Origin of the sequence: Hymenobacter lucidus (assembly GCF_020447265.1) — a bacterium.
GTDB classification, from domain to species: domain Bacteria; phylum Bacteroidota; class Bacteroidia; order Cytophagales; family Hymenobacteraceae; genus Hymenobacter; species Hymenobacter lucidus.
In genome coordinates this window covers 430,427-457,161 of the sequence record NZ_JAJADR010000003.1, presented here as the reverse complement: position 1 = coordinate 457,161, position 26,735 = coordinate 430,427, and the positions used below count along the sequence as shown (strand labels likewise).

Below are 26,735 nucleotides of genomic sequence, written 5' to 3'. Positions count from 1 at the left end.
AGCACCTGCATGTCCTTTACAGGGCCTTTGCTGACGCCACAATCGCCGCTTTATGCTCCTCCAGAAATTCCCGAAGGGTCTTGGCCGGTCTGCCGAGCACGTAGGGAATATCGTTTTGCACCATGGACATGTAAGACATTCTGCCGTCGAGCATCTGCGTCACAAAGTCAATGTTGGCCTTGGCGTACCAGCTCTCCGCCCCATTGGCCAGCAACGTTTGAATCAGCTCTTTAAAGCCTTCCAGCCCTTTGTCTTCGTGCTTTATTTTTAGGCCGGTCACCTCGCTCAACAGCGCCGCAATTTCTTGGCCGTTGAAGGTTTCCACACTTAGCCAGTAGTGCTGACCGCCGTGCCGCTTTGGCCCATCGACGAGAGCTTTGGCGGCCACCGCCGCAATGTCACTGGAGGCTATATAGCCGACTCGTCTATCGTCCCAGTAGCTGGTGTAGGTTAGATTCTTCGGGATGTACACCCCGGTGAATACCTCCATGAACATGTTTGGATGAAGGTGGGTCCAGGCGATGCCGCTGGCCTCGATGTACTTTTCAATCAGCTGGTGCCAGGCAAAGTGCGCATCGGTCGTGTCCCACTCCGCGAACACGCCCACGTGCACGATATGGCGGACGCCGGCTTTTTTGGCCGCATCCACCAGGGTTTTGCTTTGCGTGAGCATGGCCACCGTGTAGCCGGTTAGCAGAAACACCCGGTCCACCCCGGCAAGCGCCAGTGCGAAGGTTCTGGGGTCATCCAGGTCCAGGTAGTGGCAGTCTTTGCCTTCGCGGCGAAGCTGTTCCACTGTCTCTTGGTTGCGCGACGTGATGCGTACGTTGACGGCTTGACCTTCCAGGTCTTTTACCACTTGACGGCCGATAGTGCCACTGGCGCCCAAAACAAGGACGGTCGGGTGTTGCTGGTTTTCCATGTGAGTTTGTATTGAAGTTGTATTCAGTTGGTAGGGCCTCGACTGGCTAAGCCTTACCTAGCTGCTGGGCGCGGTTGCCGGCCACTACTTCTTCGCGCGTAGGCCACGCTGCGCGTTGCAGCAGCTCCGAGATAATCTGGTCGCGTATCTGCGGGGCTTTGCCGGGCACGGCGTTGGCCAGGGCCTGGGTCAGCTCCGAGGCCGTGAGTTCGGTGCAGTAGGCCGGGGTGCCGGGCTGCTGCCGCCACGAGTCGGCCAGGCTACCCCCGTCCACCACGTCGAAGCCGAGGGCGTTGCAGAGGTCGGATAGGACTTGCTTGGCGCGCGCATCGTCGCCCGCAATGGAAAGGGCAATGCGGCCGGGCGTGCCGGGCGCGGTACCGCCGCTGGCAATCGTTTCGGCCAGCAGGTTATTGAAGGCTTTCAGAGTGGGACGACCCAGTTGCTCGGCCGCCAGCACGCTCTCCGGCTGGCCCTGCTCCAGCGCCTCGATTTTATCGTCCCGGAAGGGGTAGTAGTTGCCGGTATCCACCACAATTACCTCGGGAGGCAACGACCGGAACAGGTCTTTGGGAAACTCATTAAGTACCTTGAAAGGCACGGCGATAAAAACGAGGTCGACGTCCTGCACCACCTCTTGCAGGGTGGCGGGGCTAGCCCCCAATTCCTGGGCTTTGCGGACCAGTTCGGCCGGCTGGCGGGTGTTGGTCACTTTCACTTGGTGGCCGAGGGCGGACAGGTTTTTGGCGAGGGAGCCGCCGACAGGGCCGGTACCAATGATTCCGATTTTCATGGGATGGGGATAGAGTGGTTTATCGTTTCCCGTCGAGGCCTTGCTTCGGTCCGGCTTGGAAACGCATGGTTAAGCAGTGACTTGCAGCAAAAGAGCTAGCTCATCTTCAGCAACTGCAGAAAGCTTTCTAGCTCCTGCAGCTTTTCCGTGTTGATAGTTAGGTACATGTTGCGGCCCTCCTTGCACGAATTCACCAGCCCTGCATCAACCAAGGCCTTCACGTGCTGCGACATGGAGGGCTGACTGATGGGCACAAACTCATACAGATTGGCGCATCCCAGCCGCTGCGCCCGCGCAATCTCCTGCAACATGCGCAGGCGGTTCGGGTCGCTCAGCGACTTGGCTAGCTTGACGAGGGACTTGGTATCCATGGGAATTGGGGTGGGAATAGAAGGATGTTGCCTAGCATTCGCTGGTCGAAGGAGGGAGGGCGAGTAGACCGGATAAAGGCTTATTACTGCCAGCCGCCGCCCACGGCCCGGTACAGCTCCACGTTGGCTTCCAGCTGGCTGCGCTTCAAGGAGGCTAGCTCCAGCTCGCTTTGCAGGGCGTTGCTCTGGGCCGTAATGACTTCGAGGTAGCTGGCCAGGCCGCTGCGGAAGAGCTGGCCGGCGCTGGTGGTGGCCAGGCGCAACGCCCGCACGCGGTCGGTGGCAATGGTTTGCTGGGTTTGGGTGCGCGCTACCTGCCCCAGGGCGTCGGAGACTTCGCCCACTGCTACCAGCACCTGCTGCCGGAACTGAATGACGGTGCGCTCGCGGTCTAGCTGGGCCAGTTCGTACTGCGTGCGCAGGGCGCGCCGCTGCAACAGCGGCTGCGCCAGCCCCGCAAACGCCGTCCCGAACAGGGAGGCCGGCACGGTAAACCAGTTGCTGGCCTGAAAGGCGTTGAGGCCGCCCTGGGCCGTGATGGAGAGCGTGGGGTAGAGCGCGGCTTTGGTGTAGCCCACGGCGGCGTTGGCCCGGTCGAGGGCCAGCTCGGCGGTGCGCACATCGGGCCGCCGGGCCAGCAGGGCTGCCGGCACACCGGCCGCCGCCACCACCGGCACTTGCAACGCCAGCAGGTTGCCGCTGCGGCTAATGCCGCCCGGCAGGCGCCCGGCTAGGATGCTCAGCGCGTTTTCCTGTACCGTGATGCCTTGCTCAAACTGCGGGATAAGGCCGGCCGCCAGCAGGCGCTGGGCCTCCACCTGCTGCACAGCCAGCGCCGTGACCAGGCCGGCCGTGAACTGCAGCCGGGTAAAGCGCAAGGTGCTGTCCGTGAGGGCGAAGTTGCGCCGGGCCACGGCCAGCTGGGTATCTAGCAGCAAGAGGTTGTAGTAGCCCTGGGCTACCTGGGCCACCACCTGGGTTTGCACGGCTTTGCGTGCTTCCTGGCTCTGCAGGTAGGCGGCCCCGGCCTCGGCCGTGCGGTTGCGAATTTTGCCCCAGATGTCGGCTTCCCAGCTCACGGCCGCCGCCAGGTTGTAGTCCTCAATGTGCTTGGTGCCCAGGAATTGACTGAGGGAAATGCCGTTCAGGCTGTTGCCCGACGGACGGTTGGTGGTCACGCCCGCCTGCAAGCTCACGGCAGGGATATTGCCCCAGCGCGCCTGCTTGAGGGTGGCCTCGGCCGAGGCGATGTTGCGCAGGGCCAGCTGCAGGTCGTTGTTGCGCACGGTGGCGCTGTCGAGCAGTTGCTGCAAGGCGGGCTCGGTAAAGAAGCTCCGCCACGGCAGGCCCGCGATGGAGGCCGTATCGGCGGTGGGGGCCGTGCGGTAGGTGGCGGGCAGCGGCAGCGTGGGCAGCGGAATGTTCTTGGCCACGTTGCAGGAGGCAACGACCAGCAGGGTAGCCAGCCCCAGCGCCAGGCGGCGCCGGGGGGTATTCTTAAGAGTAGTCATGGATGTTAGCTAACCGTGGCGTGGGCCGGCACCCGGGCCGGCTTGGCCGGGGCGGGCTGAGACGTGCCACTGAGGCGCTCGTTCAAGCGTTGAAAAATCACAAACAGCAGCGGGATGAGGAACAAGCCCAGCACCACGCCCGTGAGCATGCCGCCCGCGGCCGCGATGCTGATGGAATGGTTGCCCAGGGCCGAGGGGCCCTGCGCCCCCATCATGGGCAGCATGCCGGCCACGAAGGCCAGCGAGGTCATGAGGATGGGGCGCAGGCGCGAGGCCGAGGCGTTGAGGGCGGCCCGCACCAGCGGCTCGCCCGCGTGGCGGCGCTGCAAGGCAAACTCCACGATGAGGATGGCGTTTTTAGCCAGCAGGCCGATGAGCATAATCAGGGCCACCTGCACGTAGATGTTGTTGGTGATGCCCGCCAGGCCAATGGCCGCGAACACCCCGAAGATGCCCGCCGGCAGCGAGAGCAGCACGGCAAACGGCAGAATGTAGCTCTCGTACTGGGCCGCCAGCAGGAAGTACACAAACACGATACACATCAGGAACACGACCGTGGACTGGCTGCCCGAGGAAATTTCCTCGCGCGTCAGGCCCGAATACTCGTAGGTGAAGCCCGAGGGCAGGTGCTTCTCCGCCACCGCCTCCACGGCCTTGATGGCGTCGCCGGAGCTGTAGCCCGGCTTGGGCGTCGCGTTGATGGTGAGCGAGTTGAAAAGGTTGAAGCGCGAGGCCGTCTCGGGGCCGAACACCCGCTTGAGGCGCACCAGCGTGCGCAGGGGCACCATCTCGCCCCGGTCGTTTTTCACGAAGGCCCCGTTCAGGGCCGTGGGGTCGGCGCGGTTGGCCTGGTCAGCCTGCACAATGACGCGGTAGTACTTGCCAAAGCGGTTGAAGTCCGAGGCCTGGGCGCTGCCGAAGTACGCCTGCATGGTTTGCAGCACCGCTTTTACGCTCACGCCCAGCTGGGCGGCTTTCACTTCGTCTACCTCGGCTTCCAGTTGCGGGTAGTCGGCCCGGAACGAGGTGAAGGCCACCCCGATGGCCGGCTGCTTCATCAGCTCGCCGATGAATTCCCGGCCCACCTGCCCGAGCTTGGGCAGCGAGCCGCCGGTGCGGTCCTGCAGCACCACTTCCAGCCCCTCCACGTTGCCGAAGCCCGGCACGGTGGGCGTGGTAAACACGAAGGTATCGGCTCCTTTGATGGTGGCCGCCTTCTCGCGCATCGTCGCCATGATGGCGTTGATGTCCTGCACCGCCCCCCGCTCCTTCGTGGGCTTCAGGATGACGAACAGCGTAAGAGCCGAGGAGCTGCTGGAGGAAGTCAGAATGTTGAAGCCGCTGAGCAGGTTGATTTTATCCACGGCCGGCATGGCTTGCAGCTGCTGCTCAATCTCCTGGGCAATGTGGTTGGAGCGGTCCAGCGACGAGCCGGCCGGCAGCGCCATCGAAATGGCGATAAAGCCCTGGTCTTCGGATGGGATGAAGCCCGTGGGCGTGCGCTTGGCCAGCCAGCCGGTGAGCACCACCACCAGCACCAGGCCGCTCAGCCCCACCCACTTGTGGCGCACCAGAAACCGGATGCTGCCCACGTAGCGGGCGGTCAGCCGCTCAAAGCTGCGGTTGAAGCCCGCAAAAAAGCGCGTCTTAAATGTGCTGGGCGCGGGGTGCTCGTCGTCGTGGTCGTGCGGGGTGTGCTTGAGAAAGAGCGCCGCCAGCGCCGGGCTCAGGGTCAGCGCGTTCACGGCCGAGATGACGATGGCAATGGCCATGGTGAAGGCAAACTGCCGGTAGAACACGCCCGTCGAGCCTTCCAGAAAGCCCACCGGCAAAAAAACGGCGGCCATGACCAGGGTAATAGAAATAATGGCCCCCGTAATCTCGCTCATGGCGCTGGTGGTGGCTTCTTTCACCGAGTGGGTACCTTCTTCCAGCTTGCTGTGCACGGCCTCGACGACCACAATGGCGTCGTCGACCACGATGCCAATGGCCAGCACCAGGGCAAAGAGGGTGAGCAGGTTGATAGTAAAGCCCATCAGCTGCATGAAGAAGAACGTGCCCACGATGGCCACCGGCACGGCAATGGCCGGAATCAGCGTGGAGCGGAAGTCCTGCAGGAAGATGAACACGACTAGGAACACCAGGATGAAGGCCTCGACCAGGGTGTGTTCGACCTGCTCGATGGACAAGTCCAGCGCCACTTTGGTGCTGTACATCGTTTGCTGCTTCACGCCGGCGGGCAGGTTCTTTTCTAGCTTTTTCATCACCTTGCCCACGGCAATCTGCAGCTCGTTGGCGTTGGAGCCGGCGGCCTGAAACACGCCGATGTTGATGCCCGGCTTGCCCGAAATGCGGACGTTGCTGTTGTAGGAGGCCGAGCCCAACTCGACCCGCGCCACGTCCTTGAGGCGCAGCATCGAGCCGTCGGCGTTGGCCCGGATAATCATGTTTTCGTAGTCCAGGGGCTGGCTGCGCTTGCCCTTGTACTTGATGACGTACTCAAACGCTTCCTGGCTGCTTTCGCCCAGGCGGCCGGGGGCGGCCTCCAGGTTCTTGTCCTGAATGGCGGCCATCACCTCGCCCGGGGTGAGGTTGTAGCTGGCCAGCTGGGCCGGCTTCAGCCAGATGCGCATGGAGTAGGCGCGGTTGCCCCCGAACAGCACCGTCGAGCCCACGCCCGGAATGCGCTTGAGCTCGGGCACCAGGTTGATTTGGGCGTAATTGTCCAGAAACGTCTGGTCGTATTGCTTCGCGTCGTCCGAATAGAGGTTGAGCAGCATCACGAAGCTGTTCTGCTGCTTGGCCACGGTCACGCCCTGCTGCACCACCTCGGCGGGCAGCTGGCTGGTGGCCTGGGCCACGCGGTTTTGCACGTTCACGGCCGCCTGGTCGGGGTCGGTGCCCAGCTGGAAGTTGACGCTAATCACCAGCGAGCCGTCGTTGCTGGCCGTCGAGTTCATGTATACCATGTGCTCCACGCCGTTGATGGCTTCTTCCAGCGAGGGCGCCACCGAGCGCAGCAGGGTTTCGGCGTTGGCGCCGGGGTAGAGCGCCGTGACCTGCACGGCGGGGGGCGCAATGTCGGGAAACTGCTGAATGGGCAGCTTCCACAAAGCCAGCGCCCCCACAATCACCAGCAAAATGGAGATGACGGTGGAGAGGACGGGCCGCTCAATAAATACCTTAAACATGAGACGAGTAGCTTATTACAAAGTAGAGGAAGCCGCGGCCTTGCCCGTGGTGAGGCTGACGCTGGCCGGAGCCGGCGCGGTGGGCTGAATGATTTGGCCTTCCTGCAAGTGGTCCACGCCCTGCAGCACAATCCGGTCGCCGTTTTTCACGCCCTCGCTCACCAGGTAATTCGCGCCATTCTTGCCCTGAATGGTAATGGCCCGGCGACGGACGCGGTTGCTGTCGCCGACGGCGTACACAAACACCTTATCTTGCATCTCGACGGTGGCCGCAGCCGGCACCAGCAGCACGTTGGGGTGCGGCAGGGCCAGGCGGATGGTGCCTGTGTTGCCCGAGCGCAGCAGGCCGTCGGCGTTGGGGAAAGTGGCGCGCAGCGTGACCGAGCCCGTGGTGCGGTCAAATTGCCCGGCCACCACATCCACCTTGCCCCGCGTCGGGTAGGTGCTTTGGTCGGAAAGCACCAGGGCCACTGGGGGCAGGTGTTGGAGCTTTTCCTGCAAGGTGCGGCCCGCGTACTGGTTGCGGAAGGTGATGAAGTCGTCCTCGCCCAGCGCGAAGTAGGTGTGCACCTCGTGCACGTCGGAGAGCTGCGTCAGGGCCTGGGCATCGATGGGACCCACCAAGCTGCCTTGCTTGGTTTGCAGCCGCCCCAGGTAGCCGCTCACTGGTGCAGTAATTGTGGTGTAGCCCAGGTTGATGCGGGCGCTGTTGACGGCGGCCTTGGCCCGCTGCAGGTTGGCCTGGGCCACGGTGAGGGCCGCCTGCGCCGTTTGCAACTGTACCTCCGACACAACCTTGTTCTGCACCAGCGGGGCAAAGCGGTCGACTTCTACTTGGGCACTGACCACGGCCCCGGCTGCCGCCTGCTGGGCGGCCAGCGCGTTGTTCAACTGCTCGCGGAAGGGCGCGTCGTTGATTTTGAACAGGGGCTGGCCTTTCCGTACCGCCGCGCCCTCATCCACCAAGATGCGCTCCAGCATTCCCGCTACCTGCGGCCGAATCTCCACGTTGACGACGCCCTCAATGGAGGCCGGGTAATCCTGGTAGGTGGTTTCGGTGCCGGTATGCAGGGCTTGTACCGGTAGGGCCGGCGGGGCCAGGGCCTGTTGCGGGGCTTGATGCTCCGCGCAGCTCGCCAGCAGCACGCTGCCGGCTAAAAGAGAAGATAGTTTCATGAAAAGAAGCGGCCCAGAGAAGGGAAGTGAGTGGAAGTGTTAGGTGCGTTGGAAGGATACTAATTGGCTCTAATACATTGTCTGATAAGCATGGGATTATGTAACAAAGCAAAAAAAAGCCCGGGCAAAGGCGCGTGTTGGCAGCGGGCACCCTTCGTGCGAAGTTGCAGCAAAGGTACCACCCATAAATGCATAAGCAATCAATAATGTTTTAAATACGTAAAAACCGCTGACGATAACGCCAGCGGGCCACGGGATTCATTAAGCTTTAACAGCAGCCGGCTTAAGCAGTTGCAGGAAGTCTTCCAACTCCTTCAGCTTTTCCGCATTGATGGACATGCACATATTGCGGCCTTCTTTGTGCGACTCAATCAAGCCCGCATCTGCCAGGGCTTTGAGGTGCTGGGACATCGAAGGTTGGCTGATGGGCACGTATTGAAACAAGTCAGCACACACCGTAATTTCCCCCTTTGCAATTTCCTGCAACAAGCGAAGACGGGTGGGGTCGCTCAGCGACTTGGCTAATTTGACGAGGGACTTGGTATCCATAGGAGACAAAGGTACGCAATGTTCTAAACCCATGCGCATGGGTTAATGTTTTGTAACCGGTAGCGTGTTAAAATGGTTCTGGCTGGCTTATTGGGCGCAGTTGAGCTAGGGCAGCTAATTAAGGCTGTATTTGCCCTTTCTGCATAGTGTTCAGCGAAAGAGCACTACCTCAGCTTCGTTACCATGGCGGTACATAGGCTGTATCTTCGCGCTCTGTGGGTTGGCCCAGCAGGGCATGGCTGCGGCCCGACAGCTCGTAATGGTCGGTAACGTATCCTGTGTGATATAGCGTCGGGAGTTGGCGCGGTTGAGTCTAGCCAGCATAATTCGGTTGGCGCAGCCGGCCAAAAACAGCAGCGGCACGTGCGGCCTGTGAAAATCAACTCTGGTCCCGGAACTTGAGACGTGCTAGATTACCCACTTTGATTCTGGGGGCGCCAACCACTCGTAGGAAGTCTGTTGGTCGGTCAGTGGTAAGTAGTTGATAATGGCAGATTGCCACTGCGCAAAACTGGGCAGAAGGTGATTTTCAAGGGAGAGAATGACGCTTGTGGCTGTTGCAGAAGTATTGGCCTGCAAGTTGCTGACTTCGTAGCAGTAGGATGCAAGGCAAGAAAGATGTCACTGACAAAGCCGTGACCCACTTTCGGCTCTCCGAGCGAGTCCCGCCTCATAACTTGTACCGCCAGCTGGCTGAGTTGGTCGACTGGGGTTTTCTTTACGAAGAGACAACAGCGCTCCACAGCCACACGGGCCAGCCCTCGCTCGACCCGGTGGTCTTCGTCAAGCCAAGCTCCAGACCGTCGCCGGGGCATTCGGCTCGACCCACAGCAAAGCGCGCTTATTTAGTAATAAGACCCACTACAGTACGACAGACCCCGATGCACGCGTGTCGGTCAAACCGAGCAAGGCTCGGGCCCTGAATTACCTCTGCAGTCTGGCCGTGGATACCGCCCAGAGTGTCATCAGCCATACGCAAGCCGATTTTGCCGACCGTCGCGATAGTGTCCACCTGCCGAGCATCATACTAAGCCAGTGCTGTTGCGGGGCATGGAAGATAGACAGGGTGCCCGTGGCCTAGTGTCCAATGTGCTCACGCGCTGCCAGCAGCAAGCGCTGAAAACAATGCCAGATATTAGCCGAACCGCCGGAGTTGGGCCAAGCCATCTAGCTTTCGCACCTGCTACACGAACACATCAACATGCTAGGGGCACCACGACTTCACCTTGTCGGATGGCATTGCGGCTGAGCAACCGCGTCCGTTAGGCGACCCTATCATTCAGGAAGAACGGTTCTTATCCGAAAAGCGAAAGGACTGTAGCTGTTGCAGAACTCGGGTTAGGCCGCGCCAATAGGTTGTGGGAATTTATAGCAGCCCGGAAATAGCGCTTCACGCACCATTTCATTCACTTGGTGCCCGCTCAATTGACTTTTCAGTTTGTTACGCCGAGTTCTGCAACAGCTACCACCGGCTTGGGATAGTGCAGCCCGTTGTCCAGCCCCACGTCAGCTACTTATGTGACCAGACAGCTGGGCGCAGCAACTGCTCCGGCAGCGGGGTTTGGCTAGTTGCGAGTTGTGACCCGTGTTTGAGTAGCATTTTCAAGTTGTAGGCCCCAGACACCTTTAGCATAGTCTCGTGAGCAGCTGCCCAGCCGCAGGTGCCACGCAGCGCAGTCGGCCGCTTCTGCTGATTGGTCTTTTATGCTGGTAAACAGACCATCTACACGGGCCTTCCCCTCGGAAGGACTTTTCATTTCGCGCCTATCCGAGCCAGCCGAAGGAACGGCGGAATCTGGTACCCAAGCGCCCGCCGCGAGAGCGGCGAATTCGGTGACAAATGTCCTCGTTTTGCCCCTGGTACCATGCCAATTTTGCCTTATCAAATGGCCGCGCCAAGGGGGAAGTCATCCGGCGAAAACTTGGCTGGGCAACTGCGCAGGTTCATTCTACCTGCTGCGGCCCAATTGACTCGCTTCACCCGCCCACCTTTCGCTAAGCCTGAAGGCTTCTTAATCATCTCCCGACCCAGCGAACCGGGCAGAGAGGTCAATTTCTCAACCAACCATGAACAAGTTACAGAACAAAGTCGCCGTCGTTACCGGGGCCTCCAAGGGCATCGGCGCGGCTATTGCCACCTTGTATGCCGCCGAAGGCGCCAAGGTGGTGGTGAACTACGCCGCCAGCAAGGACGGAGCCGACCGCGTGGTGCAGGCCATTACCGCCCAGGGTGGCACCGCTTTGGCCGTGCAAGCCGACGTGTCGCAGGAAGCCGAAGTACGCCGGCTGTTTCAGGAAACCGAGCAGGCCCTCGGCCGCCTGGATATCCTGGTCAACAACGCGGGAGTGTGCCTGTACGAACCGATTGAAGACGTGTCCCGGGAAACGTTCCAGCAGCACTTCAACCTCAACGTGCTGGGGGCCATTCTCACCATTCAGGAGTCGTTGAAGCTATTTGGCGCGGCCGGCGGCACCATCATCAACATCAGCTCCGAGGCCGGTAGAACACCGCTGCCCACCGGGGCGGTGTATTCGGCGTCCAAGGCTGCGCTGGATGCCCTGACCACGGCCTTGTCGAAGGAATTCAGCGGCCGCAACATCCGCATCAACTCAATTTTGCCGGGCGTGGTGGACACGGAAGGCTCGCGCAGCGGCGGCTTTATCGGCAGCGAGGCGGAAACCCGCCTGGTGGCCACGACGCCCCTGGGCCGCACGGGGCAGCCGGAGGACATAGCGAAAGTGGCCGTGTTTCTGGCGTCGGAAGATGCGGCCTGGATTACGGGGGAGAAAATAGCCGTTTCCGGCGGCATTTACGGGCTTTAATATCCAACAACACACATCATTGAACATCATGGAACAGAACAATAACAACGGCGCGCTGCAAGCGCCCATCGGCTCGGGATTCACGGCCACCTCCACGGCCAGCGAGGTCCTTCAGGGCGTGAGCCTGGCCGGCAAAGTGGCCATCGTCACGGGCGGGTACACGGGCATTGGCCTGGAAACCACCAAAACGCTGGCCGCGGCCGGCGCCACCGTCATCGTGCCGGCCCGCAGCCTGGGCAAGGCCCGGGAAAACCTGAAGGGCGTGGCTAATGTAGAATTGGCCGAACTGGATCTGCTGGAGCCGGATTCCATCGACGCCTTTGCCGCAAGCTTCCTGGCCTCGGGCCGGCCGCTGCACCTGCTCATCCACAACGCGGGCATCATGTTCGTGCCGCTGCGCCGGAATAGCCGCGGGATGGAGTCGCAGCTGGCTACCAACTACCTGGCGCCCTTCCAGCTAACGGCGCGGCTGTGGCCGGCGCTCCAGCAGGCCCACGGGGCCCGGGTGGTCAACGTCTCTTCGCTGGGGCACCACTTTGGCCCCGTGCACTTTGATGCCCCCAACTTCGAGCACCGGGAATACGAAACTATGGGGGCCTACGGGCAGTCCAAAACTGCGCTCAACCTGTTTGCCCTGGAACTGGACAATCGGGCCAAAGCCGCGGGCGTGCGGGCGTACGCGCTGCACCCAGGCAATATCTGGGGCATCGAGCTGCTGCGCGAAACTCCCCTGGAAATACTACAGCAGTTCGGCTTCTACGATGCCCAGGGCCAGGAGGTGCCGGAAGTTATTGCCGCGCTGAAAACCATTCCGCAGGGGGCCGCTACCACGGTGTGGTGCGCGACGAGCCCCTTGCTGAACGACCTCGGCGGGGTGTACTGCGAGGACGTGGATGTAGCCCGCTTAGCGCCTGGGGAGGGATTCTCCCAAGGCGTGCAGTCCGCCGGCGTCATGCCCTATGCCGTCGATGCCGGCGCGGCGCAACGGCTGTGGGCCTTATCCGAAGAGCTAACCGGCATTCGCTTCGCCCCTGTGCAGTAGTTAGTATAACCCGGTGTGCTTGCGGATGCGGCTGAGCGTTTCGCGTGATACGCCCAAGTACGAGGCAATCATGTGTAGGGGCATGCGCCGGTAGAAATCCGGAAAGGCCGCCACAAAGGCGTGGTAACGCTCTTCGGCGGTATGGCTGATAGCCGCGTAAAGCCGGTTCACCTGGGCGTCGAGGTTACAGCCCGCCAACTGATTCTCCAGGGCGTTGAAAGCCGGTACTTCCCGTTTCACCCGGTCCCAGTTCTCTTTCGACCACAGCAGCACCTGCGTTTCTTCCAGCGCGTCGATGGACCCGACCGAAGGTTGCCCGGTCCGAAAGCTTTCGGGTGTTCAGTGGGGCGGTGGCCGGTGCGGCCGGCGCCGTAGGCGGCGGCGTGTTCCCCGGTGCCTACGGCGGTGGGGCCAGTGGCGCGCTGGGTCGCAAAATGGGTTTTGGCCCAGATAAAAGAAGTAGTGGCCCCAGCGGGTCAGCCGGCGGCGCTTCGGCTCCTTCCGCTTCGTCAGTCTTGCCCACCATGTCCCCCGGCGATTCGAGCACGCTCACGCGCCGGCGGCGCTAACCACTTATTACCATGAGACAGCTTCTTTTCAGCCTGATCGGTACAGGCGTAGTACTTACAGGATGTAAGAGTGATAGCCAAGCCACCACCGAGGCGCTACAGCAGGTGGCCAAAGCAGCCGCTGATTCTCCTGAAGCCAGAAGGCAGGAGCCCCCTATATCCGGTTCAACTAGTTTGTCGATGTATTACGCCAGTATGAAGTTTCTGTAATCTCTGCCTGCGTTCCCTTTTATCCTGCCCGGGGCCTTCTACATTTGAAGCCAATAGCAGACCTGTTCATCTGGTCAGGCAGGGGTACTCATTGAGCAGTTCTCAATGATGACTGGGCCTTTGGGCAGCAGTTTGCCGTGTGCTGTACTGGTACTCACCCAAGGTGTGATTGGGCAACGAACTACCCGCCATTGGCAAAGACGAGGTACTCAACCTCACCAGGAGCAGATACTAGCGGCAAAGGCAGGGTAGCCTACCGGCCGGTACCCTACTAGGTAGCGTCGAGCTAAGCCAGTATATTGCGCAGCGCCTGGCCTCTGGCGGCTGATGATGAGGGCCCCTGGATGCTTGCCCCGGCCTGGGCGCGGCCTTCGCCCGAGAGCAGCCACAGCAGGACGTACGCCTTCTACTACTGGGCTCTGCGAAGAATCGATTCCTTTTTGATTTTTTTATTGTTCAACTCACTTTAAAGCAACGAGGTATGCCAAAAGTCACAGTAAAGGACGGAACTGAAATCTACTACAAGGACTGGGGCACGGGCCAGCCGCTCGTATTCCACCACGGGTGGCCGCTATCGAGCGATGACTGGGACGCCCAACTGATGTTTTTCTTGAACAAGGGCTACCGGGTTATTGCAGCTGACCGCCGGGGACATGGCCGCTCGTCACAAACCGCAACCGGCCACGACATGGATACCTATGTGGCCGATATCCTGGAGCTAGCTGACCACCTCGATCTGCACAATGCCGTCCACATTGGTCACTCGACGGGAGGGGGCGTCGCCATCCGCTATGCTGCCCGCGCTGCCAAAGGCCGCGTGGCCAAAGTGGTGCTCATCAGTGCCGTTACGCCATTGATGCTACAAACGCCCGCCAATCCCGACGGCGTGCCCATGTCCGTATTTGATGAAATTCGTGAAGGCACGGCCACCAACCGCGCGCAGTACTTTCAGGAGTTCACGCTCCCGTTCTACGGCTACAACCGCGAGGGGGCACAAGTGAAGCAGGGCATTCGTGACAACTGGTGGCGGCAGGGCATGAGCGGTGGAGCCAATGCGCACTACTTTGGCATTGCGGCCTTCTCGGAAACCGATTTCACTGACGACCTCAAAAGCGTGGACCTGCCGGTGCTAGTACTCCACGGCGAGGATGACCAAATCGTGCCCTTTGCCATCAGCGGTGCCAAGTCCATTAAACTGCTGCAACACGGCCAACTGATTTCCTACCCCGGCTTTCCCCACGGCATGCCCGCTACCGAAGCCGCGACGATCAACGCCGACATGCTGGCCTTTATTGAGGCCTCATAACGTAGCCCCCGCGCGACCAGCGATTTTGTAAAAAGCACAGGCGCCGGCGGGGCAAGGTCTCCCCGGGCCTGTGCATTCGGGCTGCCTATTCAGCCCCCAGCAGCCAGCGGCGCGCGGCCCGCATCGGACAGGTCACCGTCAAGGTGGCCAGTGAGACCAGGGCGCTTTTTGACTAGACCGGGAATACTGAGAATGCTAACTTCCCTTGCCCGCGGATGCTGTTGAAGCTCCACGATGGTAAGCGAGGAACGGCCAAGCAAATGAGTGTTGCAGAGGCGCTGCAGATTACTTAGAGCAGCGCTTGAACGAGGAGAGGTGCCGACGAGAAAGAGAGGCAGGGCGTATTCTAGCTTGTACCCAGAGGCCAGAGCCGACCGAGGCAGGGAGTGGTGCCATGAGCAGGAAGCAAGTGGTATGGGAGCCTACGCAATGCCCCGGTTGGGAATTAGACAGGGTGTTAAACCACTGACTTCCGGCACCTGTTCCTTGCGGGTGCGCGGCACCACAGTCTGCCTGATGCCGCTGGCCTACGGAGCGACATCTAGGTCCGCCTCTGTTTTTCTATCATGAGCCGATTACTACGCGTCCTGACCAATTCGCTTTACCGAAGAACAGGAGCTTCCCGGGCTAACGTTCTGCCTGACCGGCTTCCTGCTTCAGGATATACCTCTGGAGTCGTATTTACGGAGCTAAAATTTTAGGCATCCGCGTAAACGGTGTAGCTTCGCTGACGACGAGCGGCTACGCGTAGTTCTGGCAAGGGCCACTGTGCTCAGTTGATCGACGCGCTTACCCAACGCTACAGAGACCTGCTACCACGGGTCACTCTGCCCCCAGGGTCAGGACGCGCGTCGAAATCTGGAGCGACAATCATGGCCAAAGGCAATAAACGAATTTCCATTCACGACCTGGCGGCGGAGTTGGGGTTATCGGTTTCCACCATTTCCCGGGCCCTGAACAATGCCTCCGACGTCAGCGACGCGACCAAGGCGCAGGTGTGGGCTCTGGCCGAGAAGCTGAACTACCAGCCCAACAGCATGGCCGCCTCCCTACGCAGTGGCCGCAGTAACATCCTGGGCGTGATTGTGCCCCACATCAACGGCGCTTTTTTTCCGGCCGTGGTGCACGGCATTGAGCGCCTAGCCAGCCAAGCAGGCTTCAACGTGATGATCTGCCAGTCGAGCGAGGAGGTGGGCCGGGAGGTGGCCCACATCAAAGCCCTGCTCAAGGCCCAGGTGGACGGCGTACTCGTGTCGATGTCCAACACCACCCGCGACTACGACCATTTCGAGCAGGTGCGCCGCAAAGGAATTCCGCTGGTGTTTTTCGACCGGATGCCCGAGATGCCGAACGTGTGCGGGGTGGTAGCCGACGACTACCGGGGTGCCTACCAGCTCATGGAGCACCTCATCGGGCAGGGCTGCCGCCGCATTGCCCACTTGGCCGGTCCCCAGCATTTGAACATCACCTATAATCGGCACAAGGCCTACCACGATGCCCTGCTGGCCCACGGTCTGCCCTACGACGAGCAGCTAGTGGTGCCCCTAGCCAATTCCCGGGAAAAAGCCGGGGCTGCCGCCATGCGCCAGCTGCTCGACGGCCGCATCCGCCCCGATGCCGTCTTTGCCGCCTACGACTTTGCCGCTGCCGGCGCGTTACAGGTACTGGAGGAGCGTGGTATCCGGGTGCCCCAGGACATGGCTCTGGCCGGCTTTAGCAACGAGCCGTTCACGACCATGGTCAAGCCCCAGCTCACGTCGGTCGACCAGCAGGGGGAAAGAATGGGAGAGGCGGCGGTGCATCTGTTTCTGCAGCTGCAAAAACGTTCTGACACGTTTACCGGGCAGCGCATCGTGCTCAAGCCCAAGCTCGTGGTGCGCGGCTCCTCGCTTTACGGGCAGCCGGCTTTCGCTGCCCAGGCTATCAACGGCCCACCGCCCGGGCTCTGAGCCGACTAAGGCTGGGCCGCCGACCAGCGCAACATGTTCAGCAGCAGTTGCTGGCCCACCAGGTTAGCCCGGTTGCCGCGCGAGGTATCCAGAGAAGTCAGGGCGGCGTTTTCTCCGTCGCCCTCGGCCTTGTTGCTGGCTTTCACCCCGCGCAGGGTCGAGAACATATCCAGGGCGCAGAGGATGATGCGTCCCCGGCCGTGGGGCACCACGCTCAGGGCCGAGTAGACTTCCTTTTTGTGGTCGGACACGCAGCCCACGATGGTTTCGCCGTTGAACAGGCGCAGGCCCAGACGGCTCCGGTCGTAGGTGGCAAAGCACTGGTATTCCCAGTTGAAGACGCAGTTCTGGGGCAGGCCGGCAAACAGCGGGTGGCTTTTGACGAAGTAATTGCCGCCGTACCAGCTGGTACCCAGCTCCTTGAAGCCACGGTAATCCACCACTTCCTTGCGGCCCAAATGCGTAGCCCACTTGTCGATGTTACCCACCACAATGAGCGTGTGGCCCTCGTTTACCCACTCCAGAATGTCGGTGACCAGCGGGTTGCCGGTTTGCTGCGGGTTGAAGGCCCCCACGAGGAGGTAGTCGCCCACCGGCCGCCCCGATTTGAATTCTTTAAATGAGTTGACACCAACCGATTTGAGGTAGCCGCTGAGCACGCCGCTGGTATCGGCCACCATGCCCTGGGCGGAAATACCGGCCGTGTTCAGGCGCACGGCGTAGAGCTGGTCGTCGCCCGAGGCTACGGCGGTGGTGCCGCGCAGCAGCTCGGCGCGCACGGTGGTGTAGCCCGCACTGGCCGGCACGATGGGCAGCCCGGTCACGAGCAGCTCGCCGTATCTGGTACCGCCAGTGGCTTTTACCGCTACGGTTTTAGTGAATACTACCCTGCCCTGCTCGTCGGTGGCCTGCACGCGCAGCTTGTACTTGCCTTTGAGGTCAACTTCGTTGATGAGGTGAAAGTCGGCGCGGCAGGTGTCGCCCACGCCCAGCACTTTGCGGGGCAGCTTCACGGCCACGTACACGGGGCGGTTGTAGCGGGCAATAAGCTGCACATCGCCCTTGGGGTTGCGGTAATTGTCCACGATGCCGGAGTGATTTTCCAGCATCATGCTCTCCCAACCGTTTACGGCGTAGCCGTCGGTGGTGTTGTTGAGGCGGATATTCTCGATGGTGCGGCCCTGGTAGTAGTAGGCCGTGTTGCCCATGGCCGTGGTAAGGGCATCCACGGTAGGGAAGGCGGCTCGGAAGCCGGGCGTGTTGGTCAGGAATTGGTCGTAGGCGTCGTACCACTGCAGGTAGCTGGTGCTTTCCCAGCCGATGTCCTTACCGGCTTTCAGGATTTCGTCCCGGATCAGCTGCAGGCGCGGCGGCGTGCCGATGGCCCCGTCCTCGCCCCAGTAGATGATTTCGTCCTTGTGGTCAGTATAACGCAGGTACTTGTTGGGCCCTGAGTATAAGGCGTTGTTGTACACGCCGGGGCCGCCGGCGTGGTGCTGGTCAAACCAGCCGTAGTCGTAAAACTGCTGGTCGTAGGGGCGCAGGTGCAGCTTAAAGCGCGGGTTGGGCTTGAGCGTGGGGTCGCCGTTGGAGGAGTTGTAGGTGAGCAGGCGGGTGGGGTCGAGCTGATGGGCGGCGCTCATCTCGGTACGGTCCTGGGGCTCGGGTGGGGCGCCCCGCTCGTTGTGGAAGTTGTAGATGATAAGCGAAGGGTGGCTCCGGTCGCGGCGCACCATGCGTAGCACTTTCTCGGTGCGGGCCGTCAGGTAGAAGTCCGCCTGCTTTTTACCCAACGAGTCGGTGGCGTTCATCAGGTTGGCCGGGTACTGGTTGCCGCCCGGCTCCTCAAAGTAGAGCAAACCCAGCTCGTCGGCGTAGTCAAGCACGTTGGTTTGGCCGATGGTGCGGTGAAAGTTGAGCATGTTCAGCCCCAGCGCCTTGGCCGTTTCCACCTGCTTGCGGGCCAGCGCGTTGCTCGGGGCAATGCCGTTCACCGGCCAAAAGCCCCAGGATATGGCCGTGCGCAGCACAATGCGCTTGCCGTTGAGGAAAAACTGCCGGTCGCCGCCGGCCACGTCGCGGACCTCAAACCAGCGAAACCCGAAGCGCTGCCGGTAAGTGTCGCTCTTGCGGTCAGCACTGGTCCAGGTGGCCGTTACCTCGTACAGATTCGGGCTTTCCACGCTCCAGAGCTTGGCCTCGGGCACCTTCACGGTCACGGTTTTGGTACTCGGGCCCGTGGGCAGTTGCGCCAGGGCTACGTCCTGGGTGAACACCGTTTTTTGGGTGCCGCCGTGTTCTTTTACTTCCAGGCGCAGGGTACCGCTGCTGGGCTGGCCAGTTTGGTTATTGGTAGTTACCTGCACGTCTACCTCGCGCAGGGCGGGCTTATTCTGCACGTACACATCCTGCACGAATACCGGCGGCGTGGCCACCAGCTCCACCTTGCCCGTGATACCGCCGAAGCCGTGGGTGGGCTGGGTGCGGTAGCTGCCCCACATAAAGTTCTGGGAATCGCGCCAGTCGAAGTTGCCGTTGGGGTCGGTGATGCGCACGGCCAACTCGTTGTCCTGCCCGTAGCGCACCAGCTTGGTGACGTCGATTTCAAAGGGTGTGCCGCTGATCAAGTCGTAGCCGGCCAGCTGTTGATTCACGAACACCTCGGCCCGAAACCGCACGCTCTCGAAACGCAGCACCACCCGCTGCCCCTGCAGCGCGGCGGGCACCGCCAGCCGGGTCGTAAACCACGACACGCCCAGGTAATTGCCGCTCAGCCCAAACAAATTGCCGTTCTGCCCCCAGTGGAACTGCTCCACGGTAGCAGGCAGATGCACGGTTTTGCCCTCGTTTTTGGCCAGGGCCACCCAGCCGCCGGTGGGCGGGTGTACTGGCAGCCGCGCCACGTCTACGGGCGAGGCATACAGTCGGTCCTGCACCCAGGGCGCGGCCGGGTCCAGCCATAGGCGCCAGTCCTGGCCGGATAAGTTCTGTACGAAGCGGCCGGGTTCGGTTTGGGCCTGGGCACTCAGGGTAAGGCTGCACAGACCAGCCAGCAGCACGCGGCGCAGAAAGGAGGGAAGAAGGGTCATAAGAACAGGGGAAAGAACGGCCGCCAGGTGGAGTGAGGCGGGAGGACCGGGCGCGTTCGGGGGAGCGTAAAGGCTGGGGCAAAGAACGACCTCACAACTTTTCGAATGATGCGGAAAGCTGTGAGGTCTTCGATAGGCGGCTGCCGTTGTTAGGTACAGCCCGTTATGTTGCGCTGCACTCTGCATGACGGGCTATACCGTACACACAACTTAAATGAAGCGGTTGATGATATTTTCCAGGTACTCCTGCTTGCCGCTGATAGTGGCCGGCTCGCCGTTCTCGGCGGCGTAGTCGCGCAGCTGCTCTAGGGTGAGCTGGCCCTGCTCGAAAGCCTGGCCCACGCCCGAATCGTAGGAAGCGTAGCGCTGCTGCCGGATCTGCTTGTAGTCCGACTTCTGCAGGATGTTGTCGGCCGTAATCAGGGCCCGGGCGAAGAGGTCCATGCCGCCCACGTGGGCGTGGAACAAATCCTGCACGTCGGTGGAGTTGCGGCGGATTTTGGCGTCGAAGTTGATGCCACCGCCCTGCAAACCGCCGGCTTCGAGCACCACCAGCATGGCCTCGGTCAGCTCGTAGATGTCGTTGGGGAACTGGTCGGTGTCCCAGCCGTTCTGGTAGTCGCCGCGGTTAGCGTCCATGGAGCCCAGCATGCCGGCATCGGCGGCCACCTGCAGCTCGTGCTGGAAGGTGTGGCCGGCCAGCGTGGCGTGGTTTACTTCCAGGTTCAGCTTGAAATCGTCCTGCAGGCCGTGCTGGCGCAAAAAGCCGATGACGGTGGCCGCGTCGTAGTCGTACTGGTGCTTGGTGGGCTCCATCGGCTTGGGTTCGATGAAGAAGTTGCCGGTGAAGCCGTTGCGGCGGGCGTAGTCCTTGCAGGTGTGCAGGAATTTGGCGAAGTGCTCCTGCTCGCGCTGCATATTGGTGTTGAGCAGCGTCATGTAGCCTTCCCGGCCACCCCAGAATACGTAGTTCTCACCGCCCAGCGCAATGGTGGCATCGAGGGCGGCTTTTACCTGGGCACCGCCGTGGGCCAGCACGTGGAAATCGGGGTTGGTGGCCGCGCCGTTCATGTAGCGGCGGTGGGAAAACAGATTGGCTGTGCCCCAGAGCAGCTTCAGGCCGGTTTCCTGCTGCTTTTGCCGGGCGTATTCCACCATCGTCTGCAGGCGCCGCTCGTTATCGGCCACGTCGTTGGTGTAGTCCACCACGTCCACGTCGTGGAAGCAGTAGTAGGGTAGGCTGAGCTTGGTCAGAAACTCAAAGGCGGCATCCATCTTGGCTTTGGCGGCGGTGATAGGGTCGCGCTCCGAATCCCAGGGAAATAGGTGGGTCGGCTCGCCGAAAGGGTCAGCGCCGTTGCCGTTGAAGGAGTGCCAGTAGGCGCCGGCAAAGCGTAGCCAGTCCTTCATGGGCTTGCCGGCTACCACGCGCCCGGCGTCGTACCAGCGGAAGGCCAGCGGGTTGTCGGATTCCAGCCCTTCAAACTTGATGTCGGGAATGCTGGAGAACAGGGTCTTTTCGCTCGTGAGGAGGCTCATATGCGGGGTGTTTTAAAAGGGTTCGTTCTTGATTGGTTGTACCGGTCATGCGGAGGCAGCATGTCGTGGGCTGACGTTGTAACAGGTATTGATTACTGCTGCGGTAGAAATGCCTCGACAAAGCGGACGCCAGATGGAGCATCACCTTCTCTTGGTTGAGCGGCCAGTTTTTTGCCCGACTGTAGCCGGCTCAGCAACAGTTCTTTCCACTGCTGGTAAGCGGCTTCGTAAATAGCTGTTTCGCCGTCGGGGGCAATGGTTTGGAGGCGCTCCATGCGGGCAAAGGCCTCGGCGGGCGTAGCGTACACTTCGGCACCGATGCCGGCGCCGAGGGCCGCGCCCACGCTGCCGTCGGTTTGGTAGAGCTCCACAGTGAGGCCGGTGGCATTGGCAAAGGCCTGGGCGAAAACCGGGCTCAGGAACATGTTGGTTTTGCCGGCCTTTACCACGGTGGGGTGCAGGCCGTTTTCGCGCATAATGTCCAGGCCATAGCGGAAGGCAAAGGCCACGCCTTCCTGGGCGGCCCGCAGCAGGTGGCCGGGCGTGTGCACATTCAGGTCGATGTTATGCAGATGGGCGCCCACCGGCTCGTTAGCCAGCATCCGCTCCACACCATTGCCGAAGGGTAAACACAGCAGGCCGTCGGCGCCGGCGGGCACGATAGCGGCCCGCTCGTTCATCTCGGGGTAGCTCAGCTGGGGCCCGGCCACGCTTTTCATCCAGCGGTTGAGGCTGCCGGTGCCGTTGATGCACAGCAGCACGCCCAGGCGGGGCTGGTCGGCGGTGTGGTTGACGTGGGCAAAGGCATTCACCCGTGACTGGGCATCGACGAACAGCTGGTCGGTGACGGCGTAAATCACGCCCGAGGTGCCAGCCGTGGCCGCCACTTCACCCGGCTCCAGCACCCCCAACGACAGGGCGTTGTTGGGCTGGTCGCCGGCCTTGTAGGTTACCGGAATGCCCGGCCGCAGGCCCAGCTCCTCGGCCACGGCGGCCAGCACCGCGCCGTGGGCGGTAAAGACGGGCTGCACCGGCGGAATCAGGTTTTTGTCGAAGCCGAAGAAGCGGAACACATCCTCCGACAGCTCCTGCTCGGCAAAGTCCCAGAAGATGCCTTCCGACAAGGCCGAAATGCTGGTCGTGGCCGCGCCCGTGAGCTGCAACGCCAGAAAGTCGCCGGGCAGCAGCACCTGGGCAATGCGGGCGTAGACGTCGGGCTCGTGGGCTTTCACCCAGGCCAGCTTGGCGGCGGTGAAGTTGCCGGGCGAGTTGAGCAGGTGGGCCAGGCTGCGCTCCGGACCAATGGCCTCGAAAGCCTCCGCGCCGTGGGGTACGGCTCGACTGTCGCACCAGATGATGGCGTCGCGCAGCACGTGCCGGTGCTCATCCACGACCACCAGGCCGTGCATCTGGTAGGCAATGCCGATGGCGCCAATTGCCTGTGGATCATAGGCCTGGGTGGCGTGGGCCTGCAGAATGGCCTGGCGCACGTCGAGCCACCACTGGCGCGGGTCCTGCTCGGCCCAGCCCGGCTGCCGGGCCGTAATTTCCCGCTCCACGTCGGGGTAGCTGACCGAGGCCAGGCACTGCCGGGTGGCGGCATCCACGACGGAAACCTTGACGGACGAGGTTCCCAGATCTATTCCGAGGAGCAGCATAGCGTGAGTAGTAAGGGTGGAAAACAGGGGAAAGGGTAGGGGCCGGCGGCCGCTTTACTCGATGCGGAACCAGTCGATGTCGGCGTTACCGGAGTCGTTGAACCGGGCCGTGCGCGAGCAGAACAGGCCGACTTTGGCCCCAATCCACTTGCCTTCCCGGGCCTGAAACTCGGTACCCAGGGGCTGGAACCTCTGGCCGTCGAAGCTATAGCTGAACTGGCACTTGGCTCCGGCTTTCACCGCCACGCGCAGATAAATGGGCTGCTTGGCCTGGGCGGCCGGCATTTCCACCGGGGCCGAGGTGGTTTCGGGTTTGCCCTTGTCGGCGTCGGCGCACACAGTTTGGCTCAGTTGGAGCTTGCCGCCCTGGTTGCTGAGCGAGAGGTAGGCGTAATCGAGGCCCATTATCAGCAGCCCCACTTTTTCGCCCTCAATGCGGGAATTAAAAGTAAGCTTGGTGGTAGCCGTAAACGCCTCGGCGGGCAGCTTTTGCAAGAGCAGGTTGGGCACCTGCCAGTAGTTTTTGAAGCCTTCGGGCAAGGCCACTGAATACAGCCGCAGATAGCCCTGGGGGCCGTTGAGGTAGGCCCAGTAGTCCTGCGGATTCGCGTGCCACTGCCACTGCAGGCCGAGCTGGTTGGTGCTGAACTCGTCGGACGTGGCGGGCGTGGCCAGGGGCTGGGCTTTGGCCCTGACTCTGGGCTTGCGGTACGTGAGCACCGGCTGGCCTTTGCCGTCACCGTCGGGGTCTTCGCCAATGACGGGCCAGTCGTTTTTCCAGCTCATGGGCTGCAAGTGCACCACCCGGCCGTAGGGCCCCTGGTCCTGGAAGTGCAGAAACCAGTCCTCCCCGGTATCAGTATCGACCCAGGCGCCCTGGTGCGGGCCGTTGATGGGCGTTTTGCCCTGGTCCATCACGATTTTCTCCTCGTAAGGGCCGTACACGTTTTTGGAGCGCAATACCAGCTGCCAGCCCGTGGGCACCCCGCCGGCCGGCGCGAAGATGTAGTAGTAGCCGTGGCGCTGGTAAAATTTCGGCCCTTCCAAGGTTGGGTGGGCGGCATGGCCGTCGAAAACCAGCGCGTCGGGCCCGATAAGGCGCTGCCCGTCGGGGCTCATGGAGCTCACCGCCAGAATGGTTTTGATGCCGGCCCGGCTGCCAGCAAAGCCGTGCACGAGGTAGGCTTTGCCGTCTTTGTCCCAGAGCGGGCAGGGGTCAATCCAGCCCTTGGCTTCCTTCACGCACACCGGCGCCGACCACGGCCCGGCCGGGTTTTTGGCCTTGGTCACGAAGATACCCAGGTCCGGGTCGGGGTAGTAGATGTAGAATTCCTTGTTGTGGTAGCGAATGGCCGGGGCCCACACGCCGTTGCCGTGCTGCACGTCGCGGTAGCGCGCCAGCGGGGGCTGCTCCTGAAATACGGCCCCGATAATTGTCCAGTTGACCAGGTCCTTGGAGTGCAGAATCTGCAGGCCGGGCACGGCATTAAAGCTCGATGAGGTGAGGTAGAAGTCGTCGCCCACGCGCACCACGTCGGGGTCGGAGTAGTCGGCGTACAGCACCGGGTTTTTGTAGGTGCCATTGCCCAGATCCGGCACCCACACTTTCGAAGGCGTGGAGCTTGACTGCGCCACTGCCCCATGGGAAAACAACGCGGCCAGAAGCAACGCTGTACTCCATTGACGCCAGGAAGTCGGAACAGTTGGGAGAATAGCAGGAAAAAGCTGCTGAAGGAAAGAATAATGCATTGCGTGAAATCAGGTAATTCCGCTTCTGAGGCGAAGCAAATAGCATTTCCGGCTGAAAGGTAAGGATTAATGTTAATTGTGTGCTATTCGGTATCGTTTCCGGTAGTAGCTATTTTACCAAAAGTGCTCCGAAGTAAACGGCATTGCGCTTTAACAAGTCATACACCTATAGTTAATTGTTTCGTAAACTATTAATGAGCTGTTAATCAAATATTTAATACAATTAATCTGATTGTGAGATATTTCTTTTCGAAGGACAATTGTGCTTTAGCAGGAGATATTGTCAGTTATGAATGACAGACTGCTGGTCTATGCTGCTGATTTATTGGTTCGGGAACGTTCCCGGTAACGATACCGATACTTATTTATGTGTATAGCTTGGGAATTAGCAAAGTACTATTCACCTTACATCATCTAATCGATTGAAGTGTTTATGAAACGCTACAATCGGCCTCCTGCCTCGCCATTCCCTTCCCCACCCAAATCCCCTATAATGCGAACCTTTACTCGTGGCGTTACGGCGCTTTTTCCGAGAGCTTTCGGCTTGCTGGCCAGCGCTACGGCACTTTTACTAACGCACACCGGAGCTGCGCAACGGCTCGTAGCCTTTCCCGGAGCCGAGGGTGCGGGCAAATACACTTCTGGTGGCCGTGGGACGCTAGCAGTGCCCACCACTGTATTTGAAGTGACCTCGCTGGCCGATACCAACACGCCGGGTACGTTGCGCTACGCCCTGAGCCAATCGGCTACGGCCGCACCCCACCGCACGGTGGTTTTTCGCGTGTGCGGCACGATTCACCTGACCTCCGGCCTACGCATTCCGGCCAATACCACCGTGGCGGGCCAGACAGCCCCGGGTGAAGGAATCTGCCTGGCCGATCAGGAAGTATCCGTGAACGGCAACAACGTCATCGTGCGGTTTATGCGTTTCCGCCTCGGCGACCGGTACCAGAACGCGGGGAAAGTGCCCGGCAGCGGCGACGATGACGCCTTTGGTGGGCGCTATAACGTCAAGACCATTATCGACCATTGCTCCATGAGCTGGAGCACGGATGAGGCCTTCAGCTTTTACCAGGGCGACAGCACCACCTTGCAGTGGAACCTGGTGAGTGAGCCGCTGAACTATTCCTACCACTTCGAAGAAGGCGACACCGATTTCGAGCAGCACGGCTACGGCGGGGTGTGGGGGGCCCGCAACGGCTCGTTTCACCACAATCTGGTCGCCCATTGCAAAGGGCGCATGCCGCGCTTTTCGGGCAGCGGCGGCCTGACGCCGTCCGTGCCCGGCGCCGAGAAGGGCGACTTTCGCAACAACGTTATCTACGACTGGGGCTCCTACAGCACCAATGGCGGCGAGGGCGGCTATTACAACATGGTGAATAACTATTACAAATCCGGACCGGCTACCTCCTCGGGCAGCACCAGCGGCGTGGCCATCAAGTCCATGATTATGTACCCCTTCTACAACGCCGCGCTGCCGTTTCCGCAGGTGTACATGAGCGGCAACTACGTGGACGGCTACCCCAGAGTGAGCAGCAACAACTGGCTGGGCGTGGCACCCGGCAGCGCTCCGCGCGCCGATACGGTCCGCATTAAGGTGACCACACCATTTGCCGCGCTGGCCGTGCCGACCCAAACCGCGCAGGAGGCCTACAACGCCGTATTGGCCCAGGCCGGCTGCGTGCTGCCCGCCCGCGACGCACTGGATCAGCGAATCGTGAATGACGTGCGCAACCGCACCGGCGGCCTCATAGATGTGCAGGGCGGCTACCCCCACGGCACGCCCTACACCACCTCCCAGACGGCCTGGCCGGTGCTCACCTGCGGCCCGGCCCCCACGGATACCGACCACGACGGTATGCCCGACACCTGGGAAACAACCCGGGGCCTGAACCCCAACAATGCCGCTGACCGCAACCAGCGGGATGCCCAGGGGTATACCATGTTAGAGAGTTATCTTAATAGCCTGACCACCGTGGTGCTAGGTGCCAGCAAAGCGAAGCCGGCCGTCGGCCTGGAAGTGTATCCGAACCCGGCCCGGCACGAGGCCACCATTACGCACCCGAGTACCAACCGCGCTGGGTTACTGGAAATCTTTACCCACGACGGCCGCCGCGTGGCTTGCCTGCCAGCCGCCGCCGGCACTGCCGAAACGCGCCTGCCTTTGGCAACGCTGCCCGCCGGCCTCTACCTGGTGCGCTACACCAGCAGCGCCGGCCAGCTGACCAGCAAGCTGCTGCGCGACTAAGCGCCAACCATCGTCGAATTCTCTGCCCGCGGCCTTCCCA

19 protein-coding genes and 2 pseudogenes are annotated in these 26,735 nt (G+C 61.3%); 8 read left to right on the top strand and 13 right to left on the bottom strand.

Going from position 1 to position 26,735, the window contains the following annotated elements; all coding sequences use genetic code 11:
* Positions 1-16: 16 nt before the first annotated feature.
* The 7 genes and pseudogenes from LGH74_RS13205 to LGH74_RS13175 form a co-directional block, all read right to left on the bottom strand.
* Positions 17-922 (bottom strand): NmrA family NAD(P)-binding protein, encoded by a 906-nt coding sequence (locus LGH74_RS13205; RefSeq protein ID WP_226176424.1) that lies wholly within the window; start codon positions 920-922, stop codon positions 17-19.
* A gap of 46 nt (positions 923-968) precedes the next feature.
* Positions 969-1,718: pseudogene (locus LGH74_RS13200) on the bottom strand (NADPH-dependent F420 reductase); the annotation flags it as partial.
* Between the two features lie 92 nt (positions 1,719-1,810).
* Positions 1,811-2,086 (bottom strand): ArsR/SmtB family transcription factor, encoded by a 276-nt coding sequence (locus tag LGH74_RS13195; RefSeq protein WP_226176421.1) that lies wholly within the window; start codon positions 2,084-2,086, stop codon positions 1,811-1,813.
* Positions 2,087-2,169: 83 nt separating this feature from the next.
* Positions 2,170-3,597, bottom strand: coding sequence for a TolC family protein (locus LGH74_RS13190; protein ID WP_226176419.1), 1,428 nt, complete (start codon positions 3,595-3,597; stop codon positions 2,170-2,172).
* Between the two features lie 5 nt (positions 3,598-3,602).
* Positions 3,603-6,788: an efflux RND transporter permease subunit gene (locus LGH74_RS13185; protein ID WP_226176418.1), complete on the bottom strand. Its 3,186-nt coding sequence runs from the start codon at positions 6,786-6,788 to the stop codon at positions 3,603-3,605.
* A 15-nt stretch (positions 6,789-6,803) separates the two neighbouring features.
* Positions 6,804-7,964 carry an efflux RND transporter periplasmic adaptor subunit gene (locus LGH74_RS13180; RefSeq protein WP_226176417.1) on the bottom strand — a complete coding sequence of 387 codons (1,161 nt, stop codon included), beginning with the start codon at positions 7,962-7,964 and terminating at the stop codon, positions 6,804-6,806.
* A 261-nt stretch (positions 7,965-8,225) separates the two neighbouring features.
* A complete protein-coding gene (locus LGH74_RS13175) occupies positions 8,226-8,513 on the bottom strand; it encodes an ArsR/SmtB family transcription factor (RefSeq protein WP_226176416.1) in 288 nt (95 codons plus the stop codon).
* Between the two features lie 602 nt (positions 8,514-9,115).
* Here LGH74_RS13175 and LGH74_RS25270 point away from each other — a divergent pair.
* From LGH74_RS25270 to LGH74_RS13165, 4 genes and pseudogenes are all read left to right on the top strand, one after another.
* Positions 9,116-9,436, top strand: coding sequence for a transposase (locus LGH74_RS25270; RefSeq protein ID WP_489146036.1), 321 nt, complete (start codon positions 9,116-9,118; stop codon positions 9,434-9,436).
* Positions 9,346-9,543, top strand: a pseudogene (locus tag LGH74_RS25220) (IS1182 family transposase); the annotation flags it as partial. The gene LGH74_RS25270 and the pseudogene LGH74_RS25220, both read left to right, overlap by 91 nt.
* Positions 9,544-10,580: 1,037 nt before the next feature.
* Positions 10,581-11,336 carry an SDR family NAD(P)-dependent oxidoreductase gene (locus LGH74_RS13170; protein ID WP_226176415.1) on the top strand — a complete coding sequence of 252 codons (756 nt, stop codon included), beginning with the start codon at positions 10,581-10,583 and terminating at the stop codon, positions 11,334-11,336.
* Between the two features lie 28 nt (positions 11,337-11,364).
* Positions 11,365-12,378 carry an SDR family NAD(P)-dependent oxidoreductase gene (locus LGH74_RS13165; protein WP_226176414.1) on the top strand — a complete coding sequence of 338 codons (1,014 nt, stop codon included), beginning with the start codon at positions 11,365-11,367 and terminating at the stop codon, positions 12,376-12,378.
* On the opposite strand, the gene LGH74_RS13160 is transcribed toward LGH74_RS13165, so the two are convergent.
* Entirely contained in the window at positions 12,379-12,618 is a 240-nt protein-coding gene (locus LGH74_RS13160; RefSeq protein WP_226176413.1) for a cyclic nucleotide-binding domain-containing protein, read from the bottom strand. It abuts the gene before it with no gap.
* Positions 12,619-12,959: 341 nt separating this feature from the next.
* Here LGH74_RS13160 and LGH74_RS13155 point away from each other — a divergent pair, with 341 nt between their 5' ends.
* Positions 12,960-13,157, top strand: a complete 198-nt coding sequence (locus tag LGH74_RS13155) for a hypothetical protein (protein ID WP_226176411.1) — start codon at positions 12,960-12,962, stop codon at positions 13,155-13,157.
* 481 nt (positions 13,158-13,638) lie between these two features.
* Complete coding sequence (locus tag LGH74_RS13150; protein ID WP_226176409.1) at positions 13,639-14,463, top strand: alpha/beta fold hydrolase; 825 nt, start codon at positions 13,639-13,641, stop codon at positions 14,461-14,463.
* 89 nt (positions 14,464-14,552) lie between these two features.
* Here the strand turns inward: LGH74_RS13150 and LGH74_RS25215 are convergent, their stop codons facing one another.
* Complete coding sequence (locus LGH74_RS25215) at positions 14,553-14,801, bottom strand: circadian clock KaiB family protein (protein WP_226176669.1); 249 nt, start codon at positions 14,799-14,801, stop codon at positions 14,553-14,555.
* A gap of 534 nt (positions 14,802-15,335) precedes the next feature.
* On the opposite strand from LGH74_RS25215, the gene LGH74_RS13140 reads away from it, so the two are divergent.
* Entirely contained in the window at positions 15,336-16,412 is a 1,077-nt protein-coding gene (locus LGH74_RS13140; RefSeq protein WP_226176407.1) for a LacI family DNA-binding transcriptional regulator, read from the top strand.
* A gap of 5 nt (positions 16,413-16,417) precedes the next feature.
* On the opposite strand, the gene LGH74_RS13135 is transcribed toward LGH74_RS13140, so the two are convergent.
* The 4 genes from LGH74_RS13135 to LGH74_RS13120 form a co-directional block, all read right to left on the bottom strand.
* On the bottom strand, positions 16,418-19,501 hold the full coding sequence (locus tag LGH74_RS13135; protein WP_226176405.1) for a glycoside hydrolase family 2 protein: 3,084 nt from the start codon (positions 19,499-19,501) through the stop codon (positions 16,418-16,420).
* Positions 19,502-19,711: 210 nt separating this feature from the next.
* A complete protein-coding gene (xylA, locus tag LGH74_RS13130; protein ID WP_226176403.1) occupies positions 19,712-21,040 on the bottom strand; it encodes a xylose isomerase in 1,329 nt (442 codons plus the stop codon).
* A 92-nt stretch (positions 21,041-21,132) separates the two neighbouring features.
* Positions 21,133-22,698: a xylulokinase gene (locus LGH74_RS13125; RefSeq protein ID WP_226176402.1), complete on the bottom strand. Its 1,566-nt coding sequence runs from the start codon at positions 22,696-22,698 to the stop codon at positions 21,133-21,135.
* Between the two features lie 54 nt (positions 22,699-22,752).
* Positions 22,753-24,333 (bottom strand): glycoside hydrolase family 43 protein, encoded by a 1,581-nt coding sequence (locus LGH74_RS13120; protein WP_226176401.1) that lies wholly within the window; start codon positions 24,331-24,333, stop codon positions 22,753-22,755.
* A 778-nt stretch (positions 24,334-25,111) separates the two neighbouring features.
* Here LGH74_RS13120 and LGH74_RS25105 point away from each other — a divergent pair.
* Complete coding sequence (locus LGH74_RS25105) at positions 25,112-26,695, top strand: T9SS type A sorting domain-containing protein (protein WP_226176400.1); 1,584 nt, start codon at positions 25,112-25,114, stop codon at positions 26,693-26,695.
* The last annotated feature ends 40 nt before the right edge of the window (positions 26,696-26,735 follow it).

Bases quoted from the DNA above. Each gene is read 5' to 3' on its own strand.
- LGH74_RS13205 (WP_226176424.1), bottom strand. From the start codon at position 922: ATGGAAAACCAGCAACACCCGACCGTCCTTGTTTTGGGCGCCAGTGGC.
- LGH74_RS13195 (WP_226176421.1), bottom strand. From the start codon at position 2,086: ATGGATACCAAGTCCCTCGTCAAGCTAGCCAAGTCGCTGAGCGACCCG.
- LGH74_RS13190 (WP_226176419.1), bottom strand. From the start codon at position 3,597: ATGACTACTCTTAAGAATACCCCCCGGCGCCGCCTGGCGCTGGGGCTG.
- LGH74_RS13185 (WP_226176418.1), bottom strand. From the start codon at position 6,788: ATGTTTAAGGTATTTATTGAGCGGCCCGTCCTCTCCACCGTCATCTCC.
- LGH74_RS13180 (WP_226176417.1), bottom strand. From the start codon at position 7,964: ATGAAACTATCTTCTCTTTTAGCCGGCAGCGTGCTGCTGGCGAGCTGC.
- LGH74_RS13175 (WP_226176416.1), bottom strand. From the start codon at position 8,513: ATGGATACCAAGTCCCTCGTCAAATTAGCCAAGTCGCTGAGCGACCCC.
- LGH74_RS25270 (WP_489146036.1), top strand. From the start codon at position 9,116: ATGCAAGGCAAGAAAGATGTCACTGACAAAGCCGTGACCCACTTTCGG.
- LGH74_RS13170 (WP_226176415.1), top strand. From the start codon at position 10,581: ATGAACAAGTTACAGAACAAAGTCGCCGTCGTTACCGGGGCCTCCAAG.
- LGH74_RS13165 (WP_226176414.1), top strand. From the start codon at position 11,365: ATGGAACAGAACAATAACAACGGCGCGCTGCAAGCGCCCATCGGCTCG.
- LGH74_RS13155 (WP_226176411.1), top strand. From the start codon at position 12,960: ATGAGACAGCTTCTTTTCAGCCTGATCGGTACAGGCGTAGTACTTACA.
- LGH74_RS13150 (WP_226176409.1), top strand. From the start codon at position 13,639: ATGCCAAAAGTCACAGTAAAGGACGGAACTGAAATCTACTACAAGGAC.
- LGH74_RS13140 (WP_226176407.1), top strand. From the start codon at position 15,336: ATGGCCAAAGGCAATAAACGAATTTCCATTCACGACCTGGCGGCGGAG.
- LGH74_RS13135 (WP_226176405.1), bottom strand. From the start codon at position 19,501: ATGACCCTTCTTCCCTCCTTTCTGCGCCGCGTGCTGCTGGCTGGTCTG.
- xylA (WP_226176403.1), bottom strand. From the start codon at position 21,040: ATGAGCCTCCTCACGAGCGAAAAGACCCTGTTCTCCAGCATTCCCGAC.
- LGH74_RS13125 (WP_226176402.1), bottom strand. From the start codon at position 22,698: ATGCTGCTCCTCGGAATAGATCTGGGAACCTCGTCCGTCAAGGTTTCC.